This is a genomic window from Streptomyces sp. NPDC007905 (assembly GCF_042959345.1).
Lineage (GTDB): Bacteria > Actinomycetota > Actinomycetes > Streptomycetales > Streptomycetaceae > Streptomyces.
On record NZ_JBIBKS010000018.1, the window covers coordinates 138381 to 154701 of the forward strand.

9 protein-coding genes are annotated in these 16321 nt (G+C 72.1%); 1 reads left to right on the plus strand and 8 read right to left on the minus strand.

Annotation, left to right across the window (positions count from 1 at the left end; genetic code table 11):
- Positions 1–31 precede the first annotated feature (31 nt).
- Positions 32–4690 (plus strand): hypothetical protein, encoded by a 4659-nt coding sequence (locus ACFZDC_RS29430; RefSeq protein WP_391328723.1) that lies wholly within the window; start codon positions 32–34, stop codon positions 4688–4690.
- 3 nt (positions 4691–4693) lie between these two features.
- Here ACFZDC_RS29430 and ACFZDC_RS29435 read toward each other — a convergent pair whose 3' ends face one another.
- The 8 genes from ACFZDC_RS29435 to ACFZDC_RS29470 all read right to left on the minus strand — a co-directional run bounded on the left by ACFZDC_RS29435 (position 4694) and on the right by ACFZDC_RS29470 (position 16086).
- On the minus strand, positions 4694–6244 hold the full coding sequence (locus ACFZDC_RS29435) for a GMC family oxidoreductase N-terminal domain-containing protein (RefSeq protein WP_391328725.1): 1551 nt from the start codon (positions 6242–6244) through the stop codon (positions 4694–4696).
- 26 nt (positions 6245–6270) lie between these two features.
- Positions 6271–7839 carry an amino acid permease gene (locus ACFZDC_RS29440; RefSeq protein WP_391328727.1) on the minus strand — a complete coding sequence of 523 codons (1569 nt, stop codon included), beginning with the start codon at positions 7837–7839 and terminating at the stop codon, positions 6271–6273.
- 78 nt (positions 7840–7917) lie between these two features.
- The gene (locus ACFZDC_RS29445; RefSeq protein WP_391328729.1) at positions 7918–9384 is read right to left on the minus strand and encodes an aldehyde dehydrogenase family protein; all 1467 of its coding nucleotides are present in this window, start codon (positions 9382–9384) and stop codon (positions 7918–7920) included.
- On the minus strand, positions 9377–10507 hold the full coding sequence (locus tag ACFZDC_RS29450) for an SRPBCC family protein (protein ID WP_391328730.1): 1131 nt from the start codon (positions 10505–10507) through the stop codon (positions 9377–9379). Before ACFZDC_RS29450 ends, ACFZDC_RS29445 begins: the two co-directional genes overlap by 8 nt.
- Positions 10508–10631: 124 nt before the next feature.
- Positions 10632–11786, minus strand: a complete 1155-nt coding sequence (gene solA, locus ACFZDC_RS29455; RefSeq protein WP_391328732.1) for an N-methyl-L-tryptophan oxidase — start codon at positions 11784–11786, stop codon at positions 10632–10634.
- A 9-nt stretch (positions 11787–11795) separates the two neighbouring features.
- On the minus strand, positions 11796–14321 hold the full coding sequence (locus ACFZDC_RS29460) for an FAD-dependent oxidoreductase (protein ID WP_391328734.1): 2526 nt from the start codon (positions 14319–14321) through the stop codon (positions 11796–11798).
- A 56-nt stretch (positions 14322–14377) separates the two neighbouring features.
- A complete protein-coding gene (locus tag ACFZDC_RS29465; protein WP_391328735.1) occupies positions 14378–15004 on the minus strand; it encodes an MBL fold metallo-hydrolase in 627 nt (208 codons plus the stop codon).
- Positions 15001–16086, minus strand: coding sequence for an S-(hydroxymethyl)mycothiol dehydrogenase (locus ACFZDC_RS29470; RefSeq protein ID WP_391328737.1), 1086 nt, complete (start codon positions 16084–16086; stop codon positions 15001–15003). Before ACFZDC_RS29470 ends, ACFZDC_RS29465 begins: the two co-directional genes overlap by 4 nt.
- Positions 16087–16321: the final 235 nt, after the last annotated feature.

Below are 16321 nucleotides of genomic sequence, written 5' to 3' on the forward strand. Positions count from 1 at the left end.
CACTTCCGAAGACTTAACGCGAGAGTCCGCCATGTACGAGCTGTCCCGGGTCCGCCTCTACTCCATCGGGCCCGCCGGTGCGCGCTACGCCGACACCGTGCTTGACCTGCGGGGCGTGGGCGAGCCCGTGCCCGACCCGGCACCCACACAGGCGGAGTTCTTCGAGGACGAGCCGGCCGGCCCGCCGCGTCGGCCCGCGCCCGCGGGCGTGCTGTTCCTGGAGAACGGCGGCGGCAAGTCGGTGCTGCTCAAGCTGATCTTCTCGGTGATGCTGCCCGGCCACCGCAACACCCTCGGCGGCGCCAGCTCCGGCGTGCTGCGCAAGTTCCTGCTCGCCGACGACTGCGGGCACGTGGCGCTGGAGTGGCAGCACGTGCAGACCGGCGAGTGCGTGGTCGTCGGCAAGGTCAGCGAGTGGCGCGGACGCCAGGTCTCCAACGATCCGCGAAAGTTCGCCGAGGCCTGGTACTCCTTCCGGCCCGGTCCCGGCCTGAGCCTGGACAACCTGCCCGTCGCCGAGTCCACCGCCGTACGGCCGTCCGTGGAGGGCTCCTCGGGCGCCCAGGGCCGCCGCCGCACCATGAAGGGCTTCCGCGACGCCCTCACGGAGGCCGGCAAGGCGTACCCGCATCTGGAGGTGCACTGGGAGGAGATCCACGACCGCTGGATCGAGCATCTCGGCGACCTGAGCCTCGACCCCGAACTCTTCCGCTACCAGCGGGAGATGAACGCCGACGAGGGCGAGGCGGCCGGTCTCTTCGCGGTCAAGAAGGACGCCGACTTCACCGACCTGCTGCTGCGCGCGGTCACCGACACCCGCGACACCGACGGTCTCGCCGACCTCGTCAGCGGCTTCGGCAACAAACTGGGCCGGCGCGCCGAACTGATCGCCGAACGGGACTTCACGGCCGGCTCCGTGGACCTGCTCGGGCGCATCGTCGAAGCCGCCGACGCACGCTCACGCGCGCGTGACATCCACACCGGTGCCGAGCGTCGCACCCGCACACTGGCCCGGCGGCTGTCCGCACGGGCCGTGCAGGAGCGGGTGCGGGCCGCCGACCTGGCGCAGCGCGTCACGGCCGCCGCCTACGCCGTCACGCACTGCGAGGGAGCACGCGAGCGCAGCGCCCTGATCGCCGCCGAACTCGCCTACCGGCACGCCTCCCTGGCGCTCGCCGCCGCCGAGAAGTCCGCCGCCGCGCAGAAGCGCGAGCTGGCCGACGCGCGCACCCTGCACTCCGCCTGGCAGGCCGCCGAGGCCGTGCTGCGCCACCGTGCCGCCGCCGACCGGGTCGCGCGCGTGTCCGCGGCCATCCAGGAGGCCGAACGGGACGCGGCCCCGGCGCTCGCCGCCCGCGCCAAGGCCGCTTGGGACCTCGTACGGGCCCTGCACTCGGCCGCCGAGAGCGCCGAGGCCCTCGCCAACGAGGAGGAGGAGCGCTCCGCCGCGCTCCAGGAGGTCGGCGACTCCGCCTACCGCGACTCCACGGCCGCCGCCACCGAGGCCCAGCGTGCCCGCAGTGACAGCGGGCATCTGCGCCAGCGTCTCGCCGAGGTCGAGCAGGAGACGGCCGAGGCGGTGCGGGCGGGCTGGCTCGACGACAGCACGCCGGACGCCGACCCGGCCCGTGCCGCGCTCGCCGCGAGCGACGCCGAGAAGACCGCCGTGGCCGCCTGGGACGCGGCCCGTGAAGCCGCCCGCAAGGCGACCGAGCACGCCCGTGAGGCGGCCTCAGCCGAGTCCCGCGCGGAGCTGACCGCGGCCCGCGCGGCGGACGCGGCGACCGCGGCCGAGCGGTCCTACGAGGCCGAGCGGCGCCTCGCCGAGGCTCTGGCCGCCGAGGAGCGGCTCGCCGAGCTGCTGAGCCTGCCGGGCGCAGCCGCCACGGCACGGGCCGGCGTGCCGGGACCCAGGACGGCGGACGCCGACGCCTCGCCCCCGCGCGCGTCCGACTCCGCCGGGGGCACCCGTTCCCTCGCCGAGGGCCCGCTCGGCCCGGAGGAACTCGACCGTTTCGCGGACGAGTTGCGCGCACTCCTGGACGACGCCGTCTCGACCGCCGAACGCCACCTCTTCGAGCTGCGCACCGCGGCCGCCGACGACGCCCGCATCCTCGGCGCCCTCGGTGACGGCGGGCTGCTGCCGCCCGGCCCGGACGTGCTGGCCACCGTGGAGTTCCTCGGCGAGCACGGCATCCCCGCGCTGCCCGGCTGGCGCTACCTCGCGCAGGCCGTCGACCCCGCCGACCACGCGCGCGTGCTGGCCGCCCGCCCCGAACTGGTCGACGGCGTGATCATCACCGACCCGGACACGCACGCGCGGGCTCGCGAGGCGCTCCGCGACGCCGCCCTGCTGCCGCGCTCCGCCGTGGCCGTCGGCACGGCCGCAGCCCTGCTCGCCCCGACCCCGGCGCCCGACGCGACCCCCGGTGACGTCTTCCTGGTGCCTCCGAACCCGGCCATGCACGACGAGCACGCGGCCGACGAGGAGCGGCAGGCGCTGCGCGCGCGGGCCACCGAGCGCGACGAGGAGATCCGCGGTCGCGCCGCCCGCCTCGGCAAGGACCGGGAACTGGCCGCACGGCTCGCCTCCTGGCGCACCGGCTGCCCGGCCGGACGGCTCACCGAACTCGCCGAGGCCGCCCAGGCGACCCGGGAGTTCGCCGAGGAGGCCGAGGCCGAGCTGGCCGAGGCGCGCACCACGCGCGCGGAGGCCGACGAGGCCGCCGCCGAGGCCACCCGGGTCCGCGACGAGCGGCAGGAGGCCGCGCAGAAGGCCCGCCGTGCCGCCGACGCCCTCGCCGGGCTCGCCCACCGGCTGCGCGAGCGCGCGGGCTGGCAGGCCAAGCTGCGCGAACTCGCCGACGAGGCGGCCGAGTCGGAGGCGCGCGCCCAGGTCTGCCTGGACCGCGCCCGCGCGGCCGACGAGGACCGCCGCGCCGCCCAGCGCGCTGCCGACGACTCCCGCCGCACCGCGCGCGCCCTGCGCGCCGAGCGCGCCGAGATCGCCGGCGCCCCCGACGACGTACCGCAGGAGGAGGTGGACGCCCCGGAGGCGTCCCTGCCGGCCCTGCGCGAGGCCTACCGTGCCGCCTCCCAGGTGTACGAGAAGGTCGGCGTCGGAGCCGACCTGCGCGCCGAGCAGGCCCGCGCGGAGAGCGACGAGAGCGCGGCCCGCGCCGAACTCGACCGGCTCAGCAACAAGGTCCGCACCCGCGCCGAGCAACTGCTCCAGTCGCCCGAGGGATCGGACGGCCCCTCCCGGCAGGCCGCCGCGGCGCGCGCGGAGGAGCTGGTGCAGCTGCTGGAGACCCGGATGTCGACGGCGAGCGAGCAGCTCGGCCGGCTGCGCGGCGAGGTCGAGCGGCACGCACCCGAGGACGGCGAGGCCCACACCGAGCTGCCCGAGGAACTCGTGCCGCGCGACGCCGAGCACGCCCAGGCCCTCCTGCGTACCGCCACGGCCGAACTCGCCGCCCGCACCGAGGCGCTGGCCGAGGCCCGGGAGGCCCATGCCGAGCTGCTGGAGGCCCACCGGGCCGCCGAGGACGCGGCCGGCGGGTTCGACGAGATCGCCGCGATGCTCCGCGACCTGCTGCGCGAGCACATCCCGGAGGAGGAGCAGGAGCAGCCGGAGCCGTACCCCGGCAGCCTTGAGGAAGCCAGGCACTCGGCCGCCGAGGCCCGCCGATCGCTGCGCGGCTGCGCCGCCGACCTGTCCGCCGCCGAGGCCGCCGTGCGCGAGGCGAGCGACGTGCTCGTGCGGCACGCCAACTCCACGCGCTACGAGCAGGTCCGCACGCCCGCCCGCCAGCAGATCCGCGAGCTGCCCGCCTCCGCGCTGCCCGAGCACGCGCAGAGGTGGGCGGACGCCTTCGCGCCCCGACTGCGCGTCCTCACCGACGAGTTGGCGCAGCTGGAGCGCAACCGGGACTCGATCGTGGACCGGCTCAGGGGTCTGGTCGAGTCGGCCCTCGCCACCCTGCGCTCCGCCCAGCGGCTCTCCCGCCTCCCGGAAGGCCTCGGCGAGTGGTCGGGACAGGAGTTCCTGCGCATCCGCTTCGAGGAGCCCGACCGGGCCACGCTCACCGAACGGCTCGGCGAGGTCATCGACGAGGCGACGCGCGCGGCCGTCAAGAAGAACTCCGACCTGCGCCGCGACGGCATGTCCCTGCTGCTGCGAGGAGTCGCGGCGGCGCTGCAGCCGAAGGGCGTGGCCGTCGAGATCCTCAAGCCCGACGCCGTACTGCGCGCCGAACGCGTGCCTGTCGGCCAGATGGGCGACGTGTTCTCCGGTGGCCAGCTCCTGACCGCCGCCATCGCCCTGTACTGCACGATGGCCGCGCTCCGGTCGAACGACCGGGGCCGTGACAAGCACCGGCACGCGGGCACGCTGTTCCTGGACAACCCCATCGGCCGCGCCAACGCCACCTACCTGCTGGAGCTTCAGCGGGCCGTCTCCGACGCCCTCGGCGTGCAGCTGCTGTACACCACCGGCCTGTTCGACACGACTGCGCTCGCCGAGTTCCCGCTGGTCATCCGGCTGCGCAACGATGCCGACCTCAGGGCCGGGCTGAAGTACATCAGCGTGGAGGAACACCTCCGGCCCGGGCTGCCTCAGCAGCCCCGGACCGGAGAAGCGGTGCACAGCGAGATCACGGCGACACGGATGTACAAGCGGCCGGCCTGACCGTCAGGCGTCCTCCTTGATCAGGTCGGCGCACTTCTCGCCGATCATCATGGTCGTGATGCACGGGTTGACGGCGATCAGGTCCGGCATCACCGACCCGTCGGCGACCCGCAGCCCCTCGACCCCCTTGACCCGCAGTCGCGCGTCGAGCGGGGCCGAGGGGTCGTCGTCCCCGCCCATCTTCACGGTGCAGGACGGGTGGTAGACCGTGTTGTGCGTCCTGTGGATGTAGTCGAGGAGATCCTCGTCCGTCCGGACGTCCGGACCCGGAGCCAGCTCCGCCCCCGCCCAGCCGCTCAGCGCGGGCTGCGAGGCGATGCGGCGCGCCAGCTTCAGCCCGTACGTCATCACGCGCACGTCGTGCTCGTGCGTGAAGTACCGCGGATCCACCTTCGGCTTGTCCCGGTAGTCGCGCGTCCGCAGCCGCACGGTGCCGCGCGACTTCGCCTTCGTCACGTTGGGCGTCAGGCAGAACGCGTTCTCCGAGGTCGGGTAGCCCCACCGTGCGGTGTTCATGTCGAACGGCACCGAGCCGTAGTGGAACATCAGGTCGGGTCGGTCCAGGCCGGGTTCGGTGTCGTAGAAGATGCCCGCCTCCCACCACTGGGTGGACGTGGTCGTCATGGGCTGCTTCGCCTCCCACATGATCACGCCCTCCGGGTGGTCCTGGAGGTTCTCGCCGACCCCTGCCGAGTCGACCACGACGTCGACGCCGACCTCGCGCAGATGCTCGGCCGGGCCGATGCCCGACAGCATCAGCAGCTTCGGGGAGTCGATCGAGCCGCAGGAGACGATCACCTCGCGCCGGGCCCGTACCGTGCGTGTGTGCACCAGGTCGGGGTCCAGGTACTCGGCGCCCACGCACCGCCGCCCCTCCAGCACCAGCCTCTTGGCCCGCACCCCTGTCCGCACGTCGAGGTTCGCCCGTTTGCCCAGGACCGGGTGCAGATAGGCCACGGACGACGACTGGCGGACGTTGTTCTCGTCGGAGTTGATCTGGAACCAGTTGGCCCCGCGCACCACCGTCCTCCCGGCGTTGAACGGGACCGTGGGTATGCCCGCCTGCGCGCACGCCTCCAGCAGGGCCGTGCCGCACGGGTCCCCGCCCTTCAGGGTGCGCAGTTTCACCGGGCCGGTGCGCCCGTGGTGCTCGCCCGGGGCATCGTTGTTCTCCAGCCGCCGGTACAGCGGGAACAGGTCCGCCGCGCTCCAGCCGGTACACCCCTGGGCCGCCCAGTCGTCCAGGTCCTCCGCCGGAGCCCAGAAGGCGATACAGGAGTTGTGCGACGAACAGCCGCCCAGCACCTTCGCGCGCGCGTGCCGCATAAAACTGTTGCCGCTGGCCTGGGGTTCGACCGGATAGTCCCAGTCGTAGCCGGACTCCAGCAGGCCCATCCAGCGCTCCAGTTTGAGGACGTCGTCGTCGCCGACGTCACTGGGGCCCGCCTCCAGGACACACACCGTCACGGACGGGTTCTCGGAGAGCCGCGCCGCCACGACGTTGCCCGCGGTGCCGCCGCCGACCACGACGTAGTCGAACTCATCGATGCTCATGAGCAGTGACCTCCTTGGTGCCGGGATCAGTCGGCCGCGGGGGCGGCGAGGGGAGCGGCCGGGGCGGGGACGGCCTCCAGACGGTGCTCGGCGAGCACGCCGGTCCGGTGCCGCTGGACGAACCAGTAGTAGGCGTAGCCGCCACCCGCGATGACGGCGACGAACAGCACGGCGCCCCAGCGCAGGTACCAGTGGTACGGCGCGCTCGCGTTGTAGACGGCGGCCCGCGGCCAGATGAGGTTGATCGTCATGGCCGCGCCCCACACCACCGCGACGATGTTGACGAGCAGGCCCCAGCGGCCGAGCGAGAACCTGCCCGCGCCCGCCGGCTGCCACTTCCCGCGCAGCCGGGCCACCAGCATCGGCGCGGTGACGCCCAGGTAGGCGAGGTAGATCATGATGATGCCGATGCTGGTGACGACCGTGAAGATCTGCGGCTGGCGGATGTTGACCACGAGGATCGCCAGCGCCAGCACGCCGATGATCACGGCCGGCAGGACCGGGGTCTGGAAGCGCGGGCTGACCCGGGCCATCAGCGAGGACGCGGGCAGGTTGTTGTCCCGGGCCATCGCGAAGGCCAGCCGGATCGCCGCCGTGTGCACGGCCAGCGCGCACACCGTGACGGCGATGAACACGCACCACAGCATCGCCTTGCCGGCCGTCGGGCCGAGCACGTCGAGCACGATGTACTGCAGGCCGTCCGTGGACAGTTTGTCGCCCTTGAGGCTGGAGACGCTCATCAGGGCGAGCAGCAGCACCAGTCCCCCCAGGACGAAGGAGGCGACGATCGCGCGGATGATGGCTCGCGGTGCGTTGCGGGACGGATCCAGGGACTCCTCGCCGAGCGAGGCCGCCGTGTCGAAGCCGTACATGACGTACGCCGACGCCAGGGAGGCCACCAGGAACGCACCCAGATAGCCGGCCCCGTAGCCCGTCCCGGTCCCGTTCGTCTGCATGACGACCTGAGGGCCCCGGGTGATGTGGACGGCGAACAAGACGATCAATACAACGGTGGCGATCAACTCGATGAAGACGCCGGCCGTGTTGATCGTGGCCATCAGCTTGACGCCGAAAGCATTGACGAGCGTGGTGAACAGGATCAACACGGCCGCGAGGATCACCGCGTTGGTCGCCACGTCGTACTTGCCGGTGCCGTCCCCGACGAACTGGAAGGCGGACGAGATCTGCGGCAGCGTCAGCTGGTAGGCGAGCGCTACCGCCGAGATGGACACGATGGACGCGATCAGCATCATCCACCCGGCGAGCCAGCCGAGATGCGGATTGCCGATCTTCTTCGACCAGTTGTAGACCGATCCCGCCACCGGGTAGCGGGCGGCCAGTTCGGCGAAGCACAGGGCCACCGTGAACTGGCCGACGAACACCATCGGCCACGACCACCAGTAGGCGGGGCCGCCGCTGCCGTAGCCGAAGTAGAACAGCTGGAAGGTGCCGGTCAGGATCGAGATGTAGCTGATCCCGGCGGCGAAGGTGTGGAAGTTGCCGAGGGTGCGCTTGAGTTCGGGTTTGTAGCCGAACTCGGCGAGTTCGGCGTCGTCGTGGTGATGTGGACCTGGCGATTGCTCGGTGGTTGTCATGAGCGGACTCCTCGTGGGCCTGGGGGAGGGAAGGGAGTGGCTCGTGCGGGTGCCGGGGTCAGAGGGACATGCCCAGGGTCAGTCGAACCAACCCTGTGGCGACGGCGCGGTGTTGCGCCAGATGTGCTTCGTCTCGCGGTACTCGGCGAGCCCCGAGGGTCCGAGCTCACGCCCGAACCCGGACTGCTTGTAACCACCCCATTCGGCCTGCGGCACGTACGGGTGGTAGTCGTTGATCCAGACCGTGCCGAGCCGCAGCCGCGCCGCGACCCGGGCGGCCTTGCCCTCGTCGCTGGTCCACACGGCGCCGGCGAGGCCGTAGACGGTGTCGTTGGCGAGCCGGACGGCCTCCTCCTCTCCGGTGAACCGCTCGACGGTCAGCACGGGCCCGAAGGACTCCTCCTGGACTACGGTCATGCTGCTCGTGCACTCGTCCAGAACGGTCGGCAGGTAGTAGAAGCCCTCGTCGTGGCCGGGGCCGGAGGGCCGGGCGCCGCCGCAGCGCAGCACCGCGCCCTGCGCGAGGCCCTCGGCCACATAGGCCTCGACCTTCGCCCGGTGCGCCGCCGAGATCAGCGGCCCGGTCTGCGCCCGCTCGTCGAACGGCCCGCCCAGCCGGATCAGTCGCGCCCGGCGTACGACCTCGTCCACGAACCGGTCGTGCAGCGCGTCCTCGACCAGCAGCCGGGCCCCGGCCGAGCACACCTGCCCCGAGTGCAGGAACACGGCGGTCAGGGCCATGTCGACGGCCGCCTCGACGTCGGCGTCCGCGAAGACGATGTTCGGGTTCTTGCCGCCCAGTTCCAGCGCGACCTTCTTCACCGTGCCGGCGGCGGCCGCCATCAGCCGGCGGCCCGTCTGCAGACCGCCGGTGAAGGAGACCAGGTCGACGTCGGGGTGGTCGCCGAGCGGAGCCCCCGCCTCCGGACCGGCACCCAGCACCAGGTTGGCCACGCCCGGCGGCAGCCCCGCCTCCGCCAGCAGGTGGACCAGATGGATCGCGGTGTGCGGGGTCAGCTCGCTGGGCTTCAGGACGAAGGTGTTGCCCGCCGCGAGGGCCGGGGCGACCTTCCACGCGGTCTGCAGGAGCGGGTAGTTCCAGGGCGTGATCAAGGCGCAGACGCCGACGGGCTCGTACACCACCCTGCTGTCGACCTCCTCCCGCCCGGTGTCGACCACCCGCCCGGCCTCGCCCGCGACCAGTCGTCCGAAGTAGCGGAAGCAGTTCACCACGTCGTCGATGTCGTACGCGCTCTCCACCAGCCGCTTGCCCGTGTCCAGGGACTCGGCACGGGCCAGGGCGTCCTTGTCGCGGGCGAGGAGGCCGGCCACGTGCAGGAGCAGGTCACCGCGCTCCTGCGGGGAGGTGAGCGGCCAGGGGCCGGAGTCGAAGGCCCGGCGGGCCGCCCCGATCGCCTCCACCGTGTCCTTGCCGCCCGCCTCGTCCACGGTCCCCACCAGGGAGCCGTCGGCGGGACAGCGGATCTCCCGGGTGCGCCCGTCCAGGGCGCCCCGCCATGCGCCGTCGATGAACAGATCAGGCACGGCCGCCTCCGAGCTTCTCCAGGAGCCACTCGTGGAAGATCCCGATGTGGTGCTCGTTGGGGACGAGGACACCGCCCTGGCGGTACGCGCGCGAGGACATCGCGGGCTGCGTACGCTCACAGGCGTCGAAGTCCTGGACGTTGACCCGGTGGAACAGCTCCACGGACTTCGACACGTCGGCTCCGGAGGCCACCACCTCGGGCGCGTACAGCCAGTCGCACTCCACGACCGTCCGGTCCTCGGCGAGCGGGAACATGCGGTGCAGGATGACGTGGTCCGGTACGAGGTTGACGAACACGGTCGGCTTGATCGTGATGGCGTAGTAGCGGCGGTCCTGGTCGGCGCCGACCTCCGGGAGCTTGGCGAAGCCGGCGCTGCCGTCGACCGTGAAGCCCTTGATCTCCTCGCCGAACTCCGCGCCGTGGCCGACGTAGTACTGGGCCGCGTATCCGTCCGCGAACTCCGGCAGCACCTCGGTGAGTTCGGGGTGGATCGTCGCGCAGTGGTAGCACTCCATGAAGTTCTCGACGATCAGCTTCCAGTTGGCCTTGACGTCGTAGGTGACGCGCCTGCCGAGCGCGAGCGTCTCGGTGCCGTAGTGCTCGATGGCGGCCGCGTCGCCGAGCCGTTCCACGGCCGCGTACATCACCGTGTCCTCGAAGGAGGGCGGTGCGGCCGCGAGGCACACCCAGGTGTAGCCGAGCCATTCGCGCAGGGCTACCTTGATCAACCCGTACTCGACTCGATCAACATCGGGCATCTTGATCAAGTTGGGCGCGGCGATCAAGGTGCCGTCAAGGCCGTACGTCCATGCGTGGTACGGGCACTGCAGACTGCGGCGCACCGCGCCGGACTCCTCGGTGCACAGCCGCGCTCCGCGGTGCCGGCACACATTGAGGAAGGCGCGCAGTTCGCCGGTGCGGGCGCGGGTGATGAGGACGCTCTCGCGGCCCACCTGGACCGTGCGGAAAGCGCCCGGCTTGTCCAGGTCGGCGCTGCGGACCGCGCAGAACCACATGGACTCGAACAGCAGCTCCTGCTCCTGCCGGAAGACGTCCGGGTCGGTGTAGTAGTGGCCCGGCAGCGTCGCGATGAGGCTCGGGGAGGTCGGGGTCGTCGTCACGGGCGTGCTCCTGGTGTGATTGAGTTCGCCTCCGGGGCGTTCCAGCCGGTGTAGGAGACCGACCGTGCTCAGCCCTTCGGGCCTCCGCGCGCTCGGTCTCTCGACACCGGCGCGCCCCTACGGCTCAGGCGGGCGCGGTGGCGAGGCGGGCGGGGTCGAACAGGCCGATGGGGTGCGCGGTGGAGCCGGTCAGGGCCAGGTCGGCCAGGACCTCGCCGACGACCGGCACGAACTTGAAGCCGTGCCCGGAGAACCCGCAGGCCACGGTGACCGAACCGGGGTGCGCGGGGTGCCGGGCGATCACGAAGTGTTCGTCCGGGGTGTTGGAGTACATGCAGGTGGCGGCCTTGAGGAAGGTACCGGGCAGATCCGGGATGCAGCGGGACATGTGGTCCGCCATGGCCTGGATCTCGTCTTCGTGCACGGTCCGGTCGATGGTGTCCGCAGTGGTGACCCGGCCCTTCCTGAAGAAGGCGACCTTGGCGCCCAGCTCCGGGCCGTCGATGGCCGGGAAGCCGTACACCTGGACGCCGTCCGCGTCCTCCCAGATGTAGATCGGGTGGTTCCGCGGCAGGAACGGCTCGGTGCCGCCCTTCGGCTGGAACCAGTACATGACCTGCCGCTCGATGGTGAACGGCACCCCGAGATCGGTGAGCAGCTGCGGCGCCCAGGCGCCGGGGCACATCACCAGCTGGGCGGCCGTGTAGGTGTTCTCGGCCGTATGGACGCGCACACCGTCCCGGTACGGCTCCCAGCGCAGCATCGGCTCCTCGAAGTGCAGCTCGGCGCCCTGCCGCGTGGCCAGCTGGAGGTGGGCGGCGACGGTGTTCTCGGGCCTGAGCAGACCCGCTTTCATCTCGTACAGCGCCACCTCGTCGTCGTCCGGGTGGAGCGTCGGGAAACGGCGCCGGATCTCCTTCGCGTCGAGCATTTCGTGCGGCAGGTCCCACTCCTGCGCCGAGCGCAGCGAGCCGGAGACGGTCCGTGAGTCGGGACGGCCGACCATCACCCCGCCGCTCAGGACGGCGATCTCCCGGCCGGTGGCCCGCGCCAGGTCCTCGTACAGCTCGTAGGAGCGCAGCAGCAGCGGTACGTAGGCCGGGTCCTCGAAGTACGACTGCCGGGTGATCCGCGAACCTCCGTGGCTGGAGCCCCGGTTGTGCACCGGGCCGAACTTCTCCAGGCCGAGCACGCGGGCGCCGCGCGCGGACAGATGATGGGCGGCGGCGCTGCCCATGCCGCCGAGACCGATGACGATGACGTCGTAAGACGGTGACACGGGTGCCTCCTAGCGGCGGATACGGGTCATCTTCGGGTCGAACAGCGGCTCGTCGGCGACGGTGGCCGGGACCTTCTCGCCGAAGTACTCGATGTGCACGCCGGTGCCGGTGGCGAGGCCGGCCGGGAGCCAGGCGTAGGCGACGCAGCGGCCGAGCGTGTAGCCGTACGACGCGCTGGTCACGTAGCCGGCCGGGGTGCCGTCGACGTAGACGGGCTCCTTGCCGAGGACCACGGCGGCCGGGTCGTCGAGGAGGAGCGGGGTGAGCCGGCGGGTGGGCTCGGTCAGGCCCCGCAGGGCCTCCTGGCCGACGAAGCCCTGTTTGTCCATGCGGACCGCGAAGCCGACGCCCGCCTCGAAGGGCGTGTGCTCGTCGGTCATGTCGGCGCCCCAGGCGCGGTAACCCTTCTCCAGCCGCAGGGAGTTGAAAGCGGAGCGGCCGGCCGCGATCACGCCGAGGCCCTGCCCGGCCTCCCAGAGTGTGTCCCAGAGCCTGAGGCCCAGGTCGGCGGTGGTGTACAGCTCCCAGCCCAGCTCGCCGACGTAGCTCAGGCGCATCGCCGTCACCGGGACGTGGCCGAGGTAGGTCTGCTTCGCCCGGAAGTAGCCGAAGCCCTCGTGGGAGAAGTCGTCGCGGGTCAGCGGCTGTACGAGGTCGCGGGCGAGCGGCCCCCAGACGCCGACGCAGCAGGTGCCGGAGGTGATGTCCCGGACCTGGACGTCGGCCGGCGCGTGGCGCAGCAGCAGGTCGAGATCGGAGGGGGAGTTGGCGCCGACCTGGAAGCGGTCGGGAGCCAGGCGGGCGACCGTGAGGTCGGAGCGGACGCCCCCGGTCTCGTCCAGGAGCAGGGTGTAGGTGACCGCGCCGGGCCTCTTGCGCAGGTTGTTGCTCGTCATGCGGTCGAGGAAGGCGAGGGCGCCGGGCCCTGCGACCTCCAGGCGGCGCAGCGGTGTCATGTCGTACAGGGCGACCTTCTCGCGGGTCGCCCTGGCCTCGGCGGCGGCGACGGGGGACCAGTAGCGGGCCGACCAGGCGTCGCGTTCGGGGAGGTCTCCCAGGGCGTCCACGAGCGGGGCGTTCGCCTCGTACCAGTGCGGGCGCTCCCAGCCGGCGCCCTCCAGGAAGAACGCGCCGAGTTCCTGTTGGCGTGCGTAGAAGGGGCTGACCCGCAGCGGGCGGGGCTGCGCCATCGGCTGGAGCGGGTGCAGGACGTCGTACACCTCGACGAACTGCTGCGAACCGCGCTCACGGACGTACGACGGTGAACGCTGCGCTTCCTCGAAGCGCGTGAGGTCGCACTCGTGCAGATCGATCGACGGCCGTCCTTCGACCATCCACTCGGCGACGGCCTTGGCGACTCCGGCGGAGTGGGTGACCCAGACCGCCTCGGCCAGCCAGAAGCCCCGCAGCTGCCGCGCCTCCCCGAGGACCGGCATGCCGTCGGGCGTGAAGGAGAAGACGCCGTTGAAGCCGGTCTCGATCTCTGTCTCGCCCAGGGCGGGCAGCAGTCGTCGGCAGTCCTCCCAGCTCGGCGCCCAGTCCTCGGTGGTGAAGGGGTACGAGGACGGCATCTCCATGTCCTGGGCGCGCGCCTCGTCGTAGGGCGGGACCGCGAACGGGTCGACGGGCATCGGCCGGTGCGCGTACGAGCCGATGCCGATGCGGTCGGTGTGCTCGCGGAAGTACAGATCCCGGTCCTGGAAACGGAGGATCGGCCTGGAGGCCTCGGTCGTGGCACCGCTCAGCTCGGCCAGCGTTTTCGTCCGCGCGTACTGGTGGGCGAGGGGCTGCAGCGGTACGTCGATTCCGGCCATGCGGCCGATGACCGGGCCCCAGAATCCGGCCGCGGAGACGACGTGGTCGGCGGGGAAGGCGCCCCGGTCGGTGACCACGGCGGTGACCCGGCCGTTCTCCTGCTCTATGCCGGTGACCGTGTGCCGGTCCAGGAAGCGTGCGCCGCGGGCGGTGGCCCGGCCCATCTGGGCGCGGGCGGCGAGCAGGGCGCGGGCCAGGCCGTCGTCGGGGGTGTGGAAGCCGCCGAGGACGACCGAGTCGTCGAGCAGCGGCCACAGCTCCTTGCACCGGGCGGTGCTCACGATCTCGCCCCGTATGCCCCAGGCCGCGGCGTACCCGGCCCTGCGATGCAGGTCGGCCAGGCGCTCCGGGGTGGTGGCGAGTTCCAGGCCGCCGACCCGGTTGAAGCAGGAGACGCCGTCCGCGTGGAGCGAGCCGAACTTCTCGACGGTGTACTTGGCGAACTCGGCGAGGGTCTTCGAGGGGCTGGTCTGGAAGACGAGGCCGGGCGCGTGCGAGGTGGAGCCGCCCGGGACCGGCAGCGGCCCCTGTTCGAGGACGGTGACGTCGGTCCAGCCGCGGGCGGTCAGCTCGTCGGCGAGTGAGCAGCCGACGATGCCGGCGCCGATGACGACCACACGGGGGCTGGTGGGGCGGGTTTCGGGCGTGCGAGAACGGTCTTCCTGCGTGCCAGAGCGGTCTTGAGGTGTGCGAGAGCGGTCTTCGGGCGTGCTGGACATGCCCCTCCTTGTGCTGGCGGGGATGGCAGGGACGGGGAGGTCGCGTGCGACGTCGCTCAGGCGGAGGGCACGTGCGGCCGCTCGGCGGCGATCGTCGTGTCCTGGCCGTGCCCGGTGTGGACGACGGTGTCGCCGGGCAGGGTGAGGAGCCGGTTGCGCAGGGACGCCTCGATGGTGGGACGGTCCGAGTAGGAGCGGCCGGTGGCGCCGGGGCCGCCGTGGAAGAGGGTGTCCCCGGTGAACACGGCGTTGAGGAAGGGCGCGTGGAGACAGCAGCTGCCCCAGGTGTGGCCGGGGGTGTGCAGGACCCGCAGCTCGATGCCGGCGACGGTGAGGACGCGGCCGTCGAACAGCTCGCCGTCCGGCTTGCGGGCCGGGTGCGTGTGGGACCACAGCTCGTGGTCGCCGGGATGGAGGAGGACGGGCGCGCCCGTCAGGACGGAGAGTGCGGGCGCGGCGTCGACGTGGTCGTCGTGGGCGTGGGTGCACACGATGGCGGTGACCCGGCGGCCGGCTGTGGCGCGGTGGATCGCTTCGGCGTCGTGGGCGGCGTCGACGACCAGTACCTCCTCGTCGTCGCCGACCAGCCAGACGTTGTTGTCGACGTCGAAGGTCTCGCCGTCCAGGCTGAACGTGCCCGAGGTGACGACGTGTTCGACGCGAACGCTGCCGTGGACGCTCACAGGACCACCACCGAGCGCAGCACCTCGCCCCGGTGCATCTTGCCGAACGCCTCCTCCACCTGATCCAGGGCGACCGTCTCCGACACGAAGGCGTTGAGGTCGAGCAGGCCGTACAGGTACTGGTCGACGAGGAACGGGAAGTCCCGGCTCGGCAGGCAGTCGCCGTACCAGGACGACTTGATGGCGCCGCCGCGCGAGAACACGTCGATCAGCGGGAGTTCCACCTTCATCTCCGGGGAGGGAACGCCGACCTGGACCAGTAGTCCCGCGTGGTCGCGCATGTAGAAGGCCTGCTTGAAGGTCTCCGGCCGGCCCACGGCGTCGATCGCGATGTCCACCCCGAAACCGTCGGTGAGTTCGCGTACCGCCTCGATCGGGTCCGTGCCGCGGGAGTTGACGGTATGGGTGGCACCGAACTTCTCCGCCTGGTCCAGCTTCTGGTCGTCGATGTCGACGGCGATGACCTTCATGGCGCCGTTCAGGCAGGCGCCCGCGATCGCCGCGTTGCCGACGCCGCCGCAGCCGATGACGGCCACCGAGTCGCCGCGGCCGACGTTGCCGGTGTTGACCGCCGCGCCGTAACCGGCCATCACCCCGCAGCCGATGAGGCCGGCGGCCTCCGGACGCGCGGCCGGGTCGATCTTCACCGCCTGGCCGGCCGCGACCAGCGTCTTCTCCGCGAAGGCGCCGATGCCCAGGGCGTTGGTGAGCGGGGTGCCGTCCAGCAGGGTCATCGGCTGGGCGGCGTTGCGGGAGTCGAAGCAGTACCAGGGCCGGCCGCGTCGGCAGGAACGGCAGCTGCCGCAGGGCGCCCGCCAGGCCAGCACCACGTAGTCACCGGGCTTCAGGTCGGTGACCCCCGGCCCGACCGCCTCGATCGTGCCCGCCGCCTCATGGCCGAGCAGGAACGGGAAATCGTCGGTGATCGCGCCCTCGCGGTAGTGGAGATCCGTGTGGCACACCCCGCACGCCTGCACGTTCACGAGCACCTCACCGGGGCCCGGGTCGGGGACGACGATCGTCTGCACCTCGACGGGGGCGCCCTTCTTCACAGCGACTACGGCACGGACCTCGTGTGGCACGACAAGCTCCTCTGCTGTTGCGCATTGCACGATGGGTTGCGCGATGGGGAACATATTGGGAACGGCTTCCTGGAGCCGTCAAGAGGTGCGCGTTAACCCTTGGCAAGAAGGAACCTGTGGGGCGAAACCTGTCGGACACACGGCGGCGGGGGGGGGGGGGGGGGGGGGGGCGCCCCGGGGGGGGGGGGGGGGGGCGGGGGGGGGGGGGGCGCGGGGCGGGGGGGGGGTGGGGCCC

What these genes read in the sequence shown, in the direction of transcription:
- ACFZDC_RS29430 (WP_391328723.1), top strand. Translation starts at nt 32, where the DNA reads ATGTACGAGCTGTCCCGGGTCCGCCTCTACTCCATCGGGCCCGCCGGT.
- ACFZDC_RS29435 (WP_391328725.1), bottom strand. Translation starts at nt 6,244, where the DNA reads ATGAGCATCGATGAGTTCGACTACGTCGTGGTCGGCGGCGGCACCGCG.
- ACFZDC_RS29440 (WP_391328727.1), bottom strand. Translation starts at nt 7,839, where the DNA reads ATGACAACCACCGAGCAATCGCCAGGTCCACATCACCACGACGACGCC.
- ACFZDC_RS29460 (WP_391328734.1), bottom strand. Translation starts at nt 14,321, where the DNA reads ATGTCCAGCACGCCCGAAGACCGCTCTCGCACACCTCAAGACCGCTCT.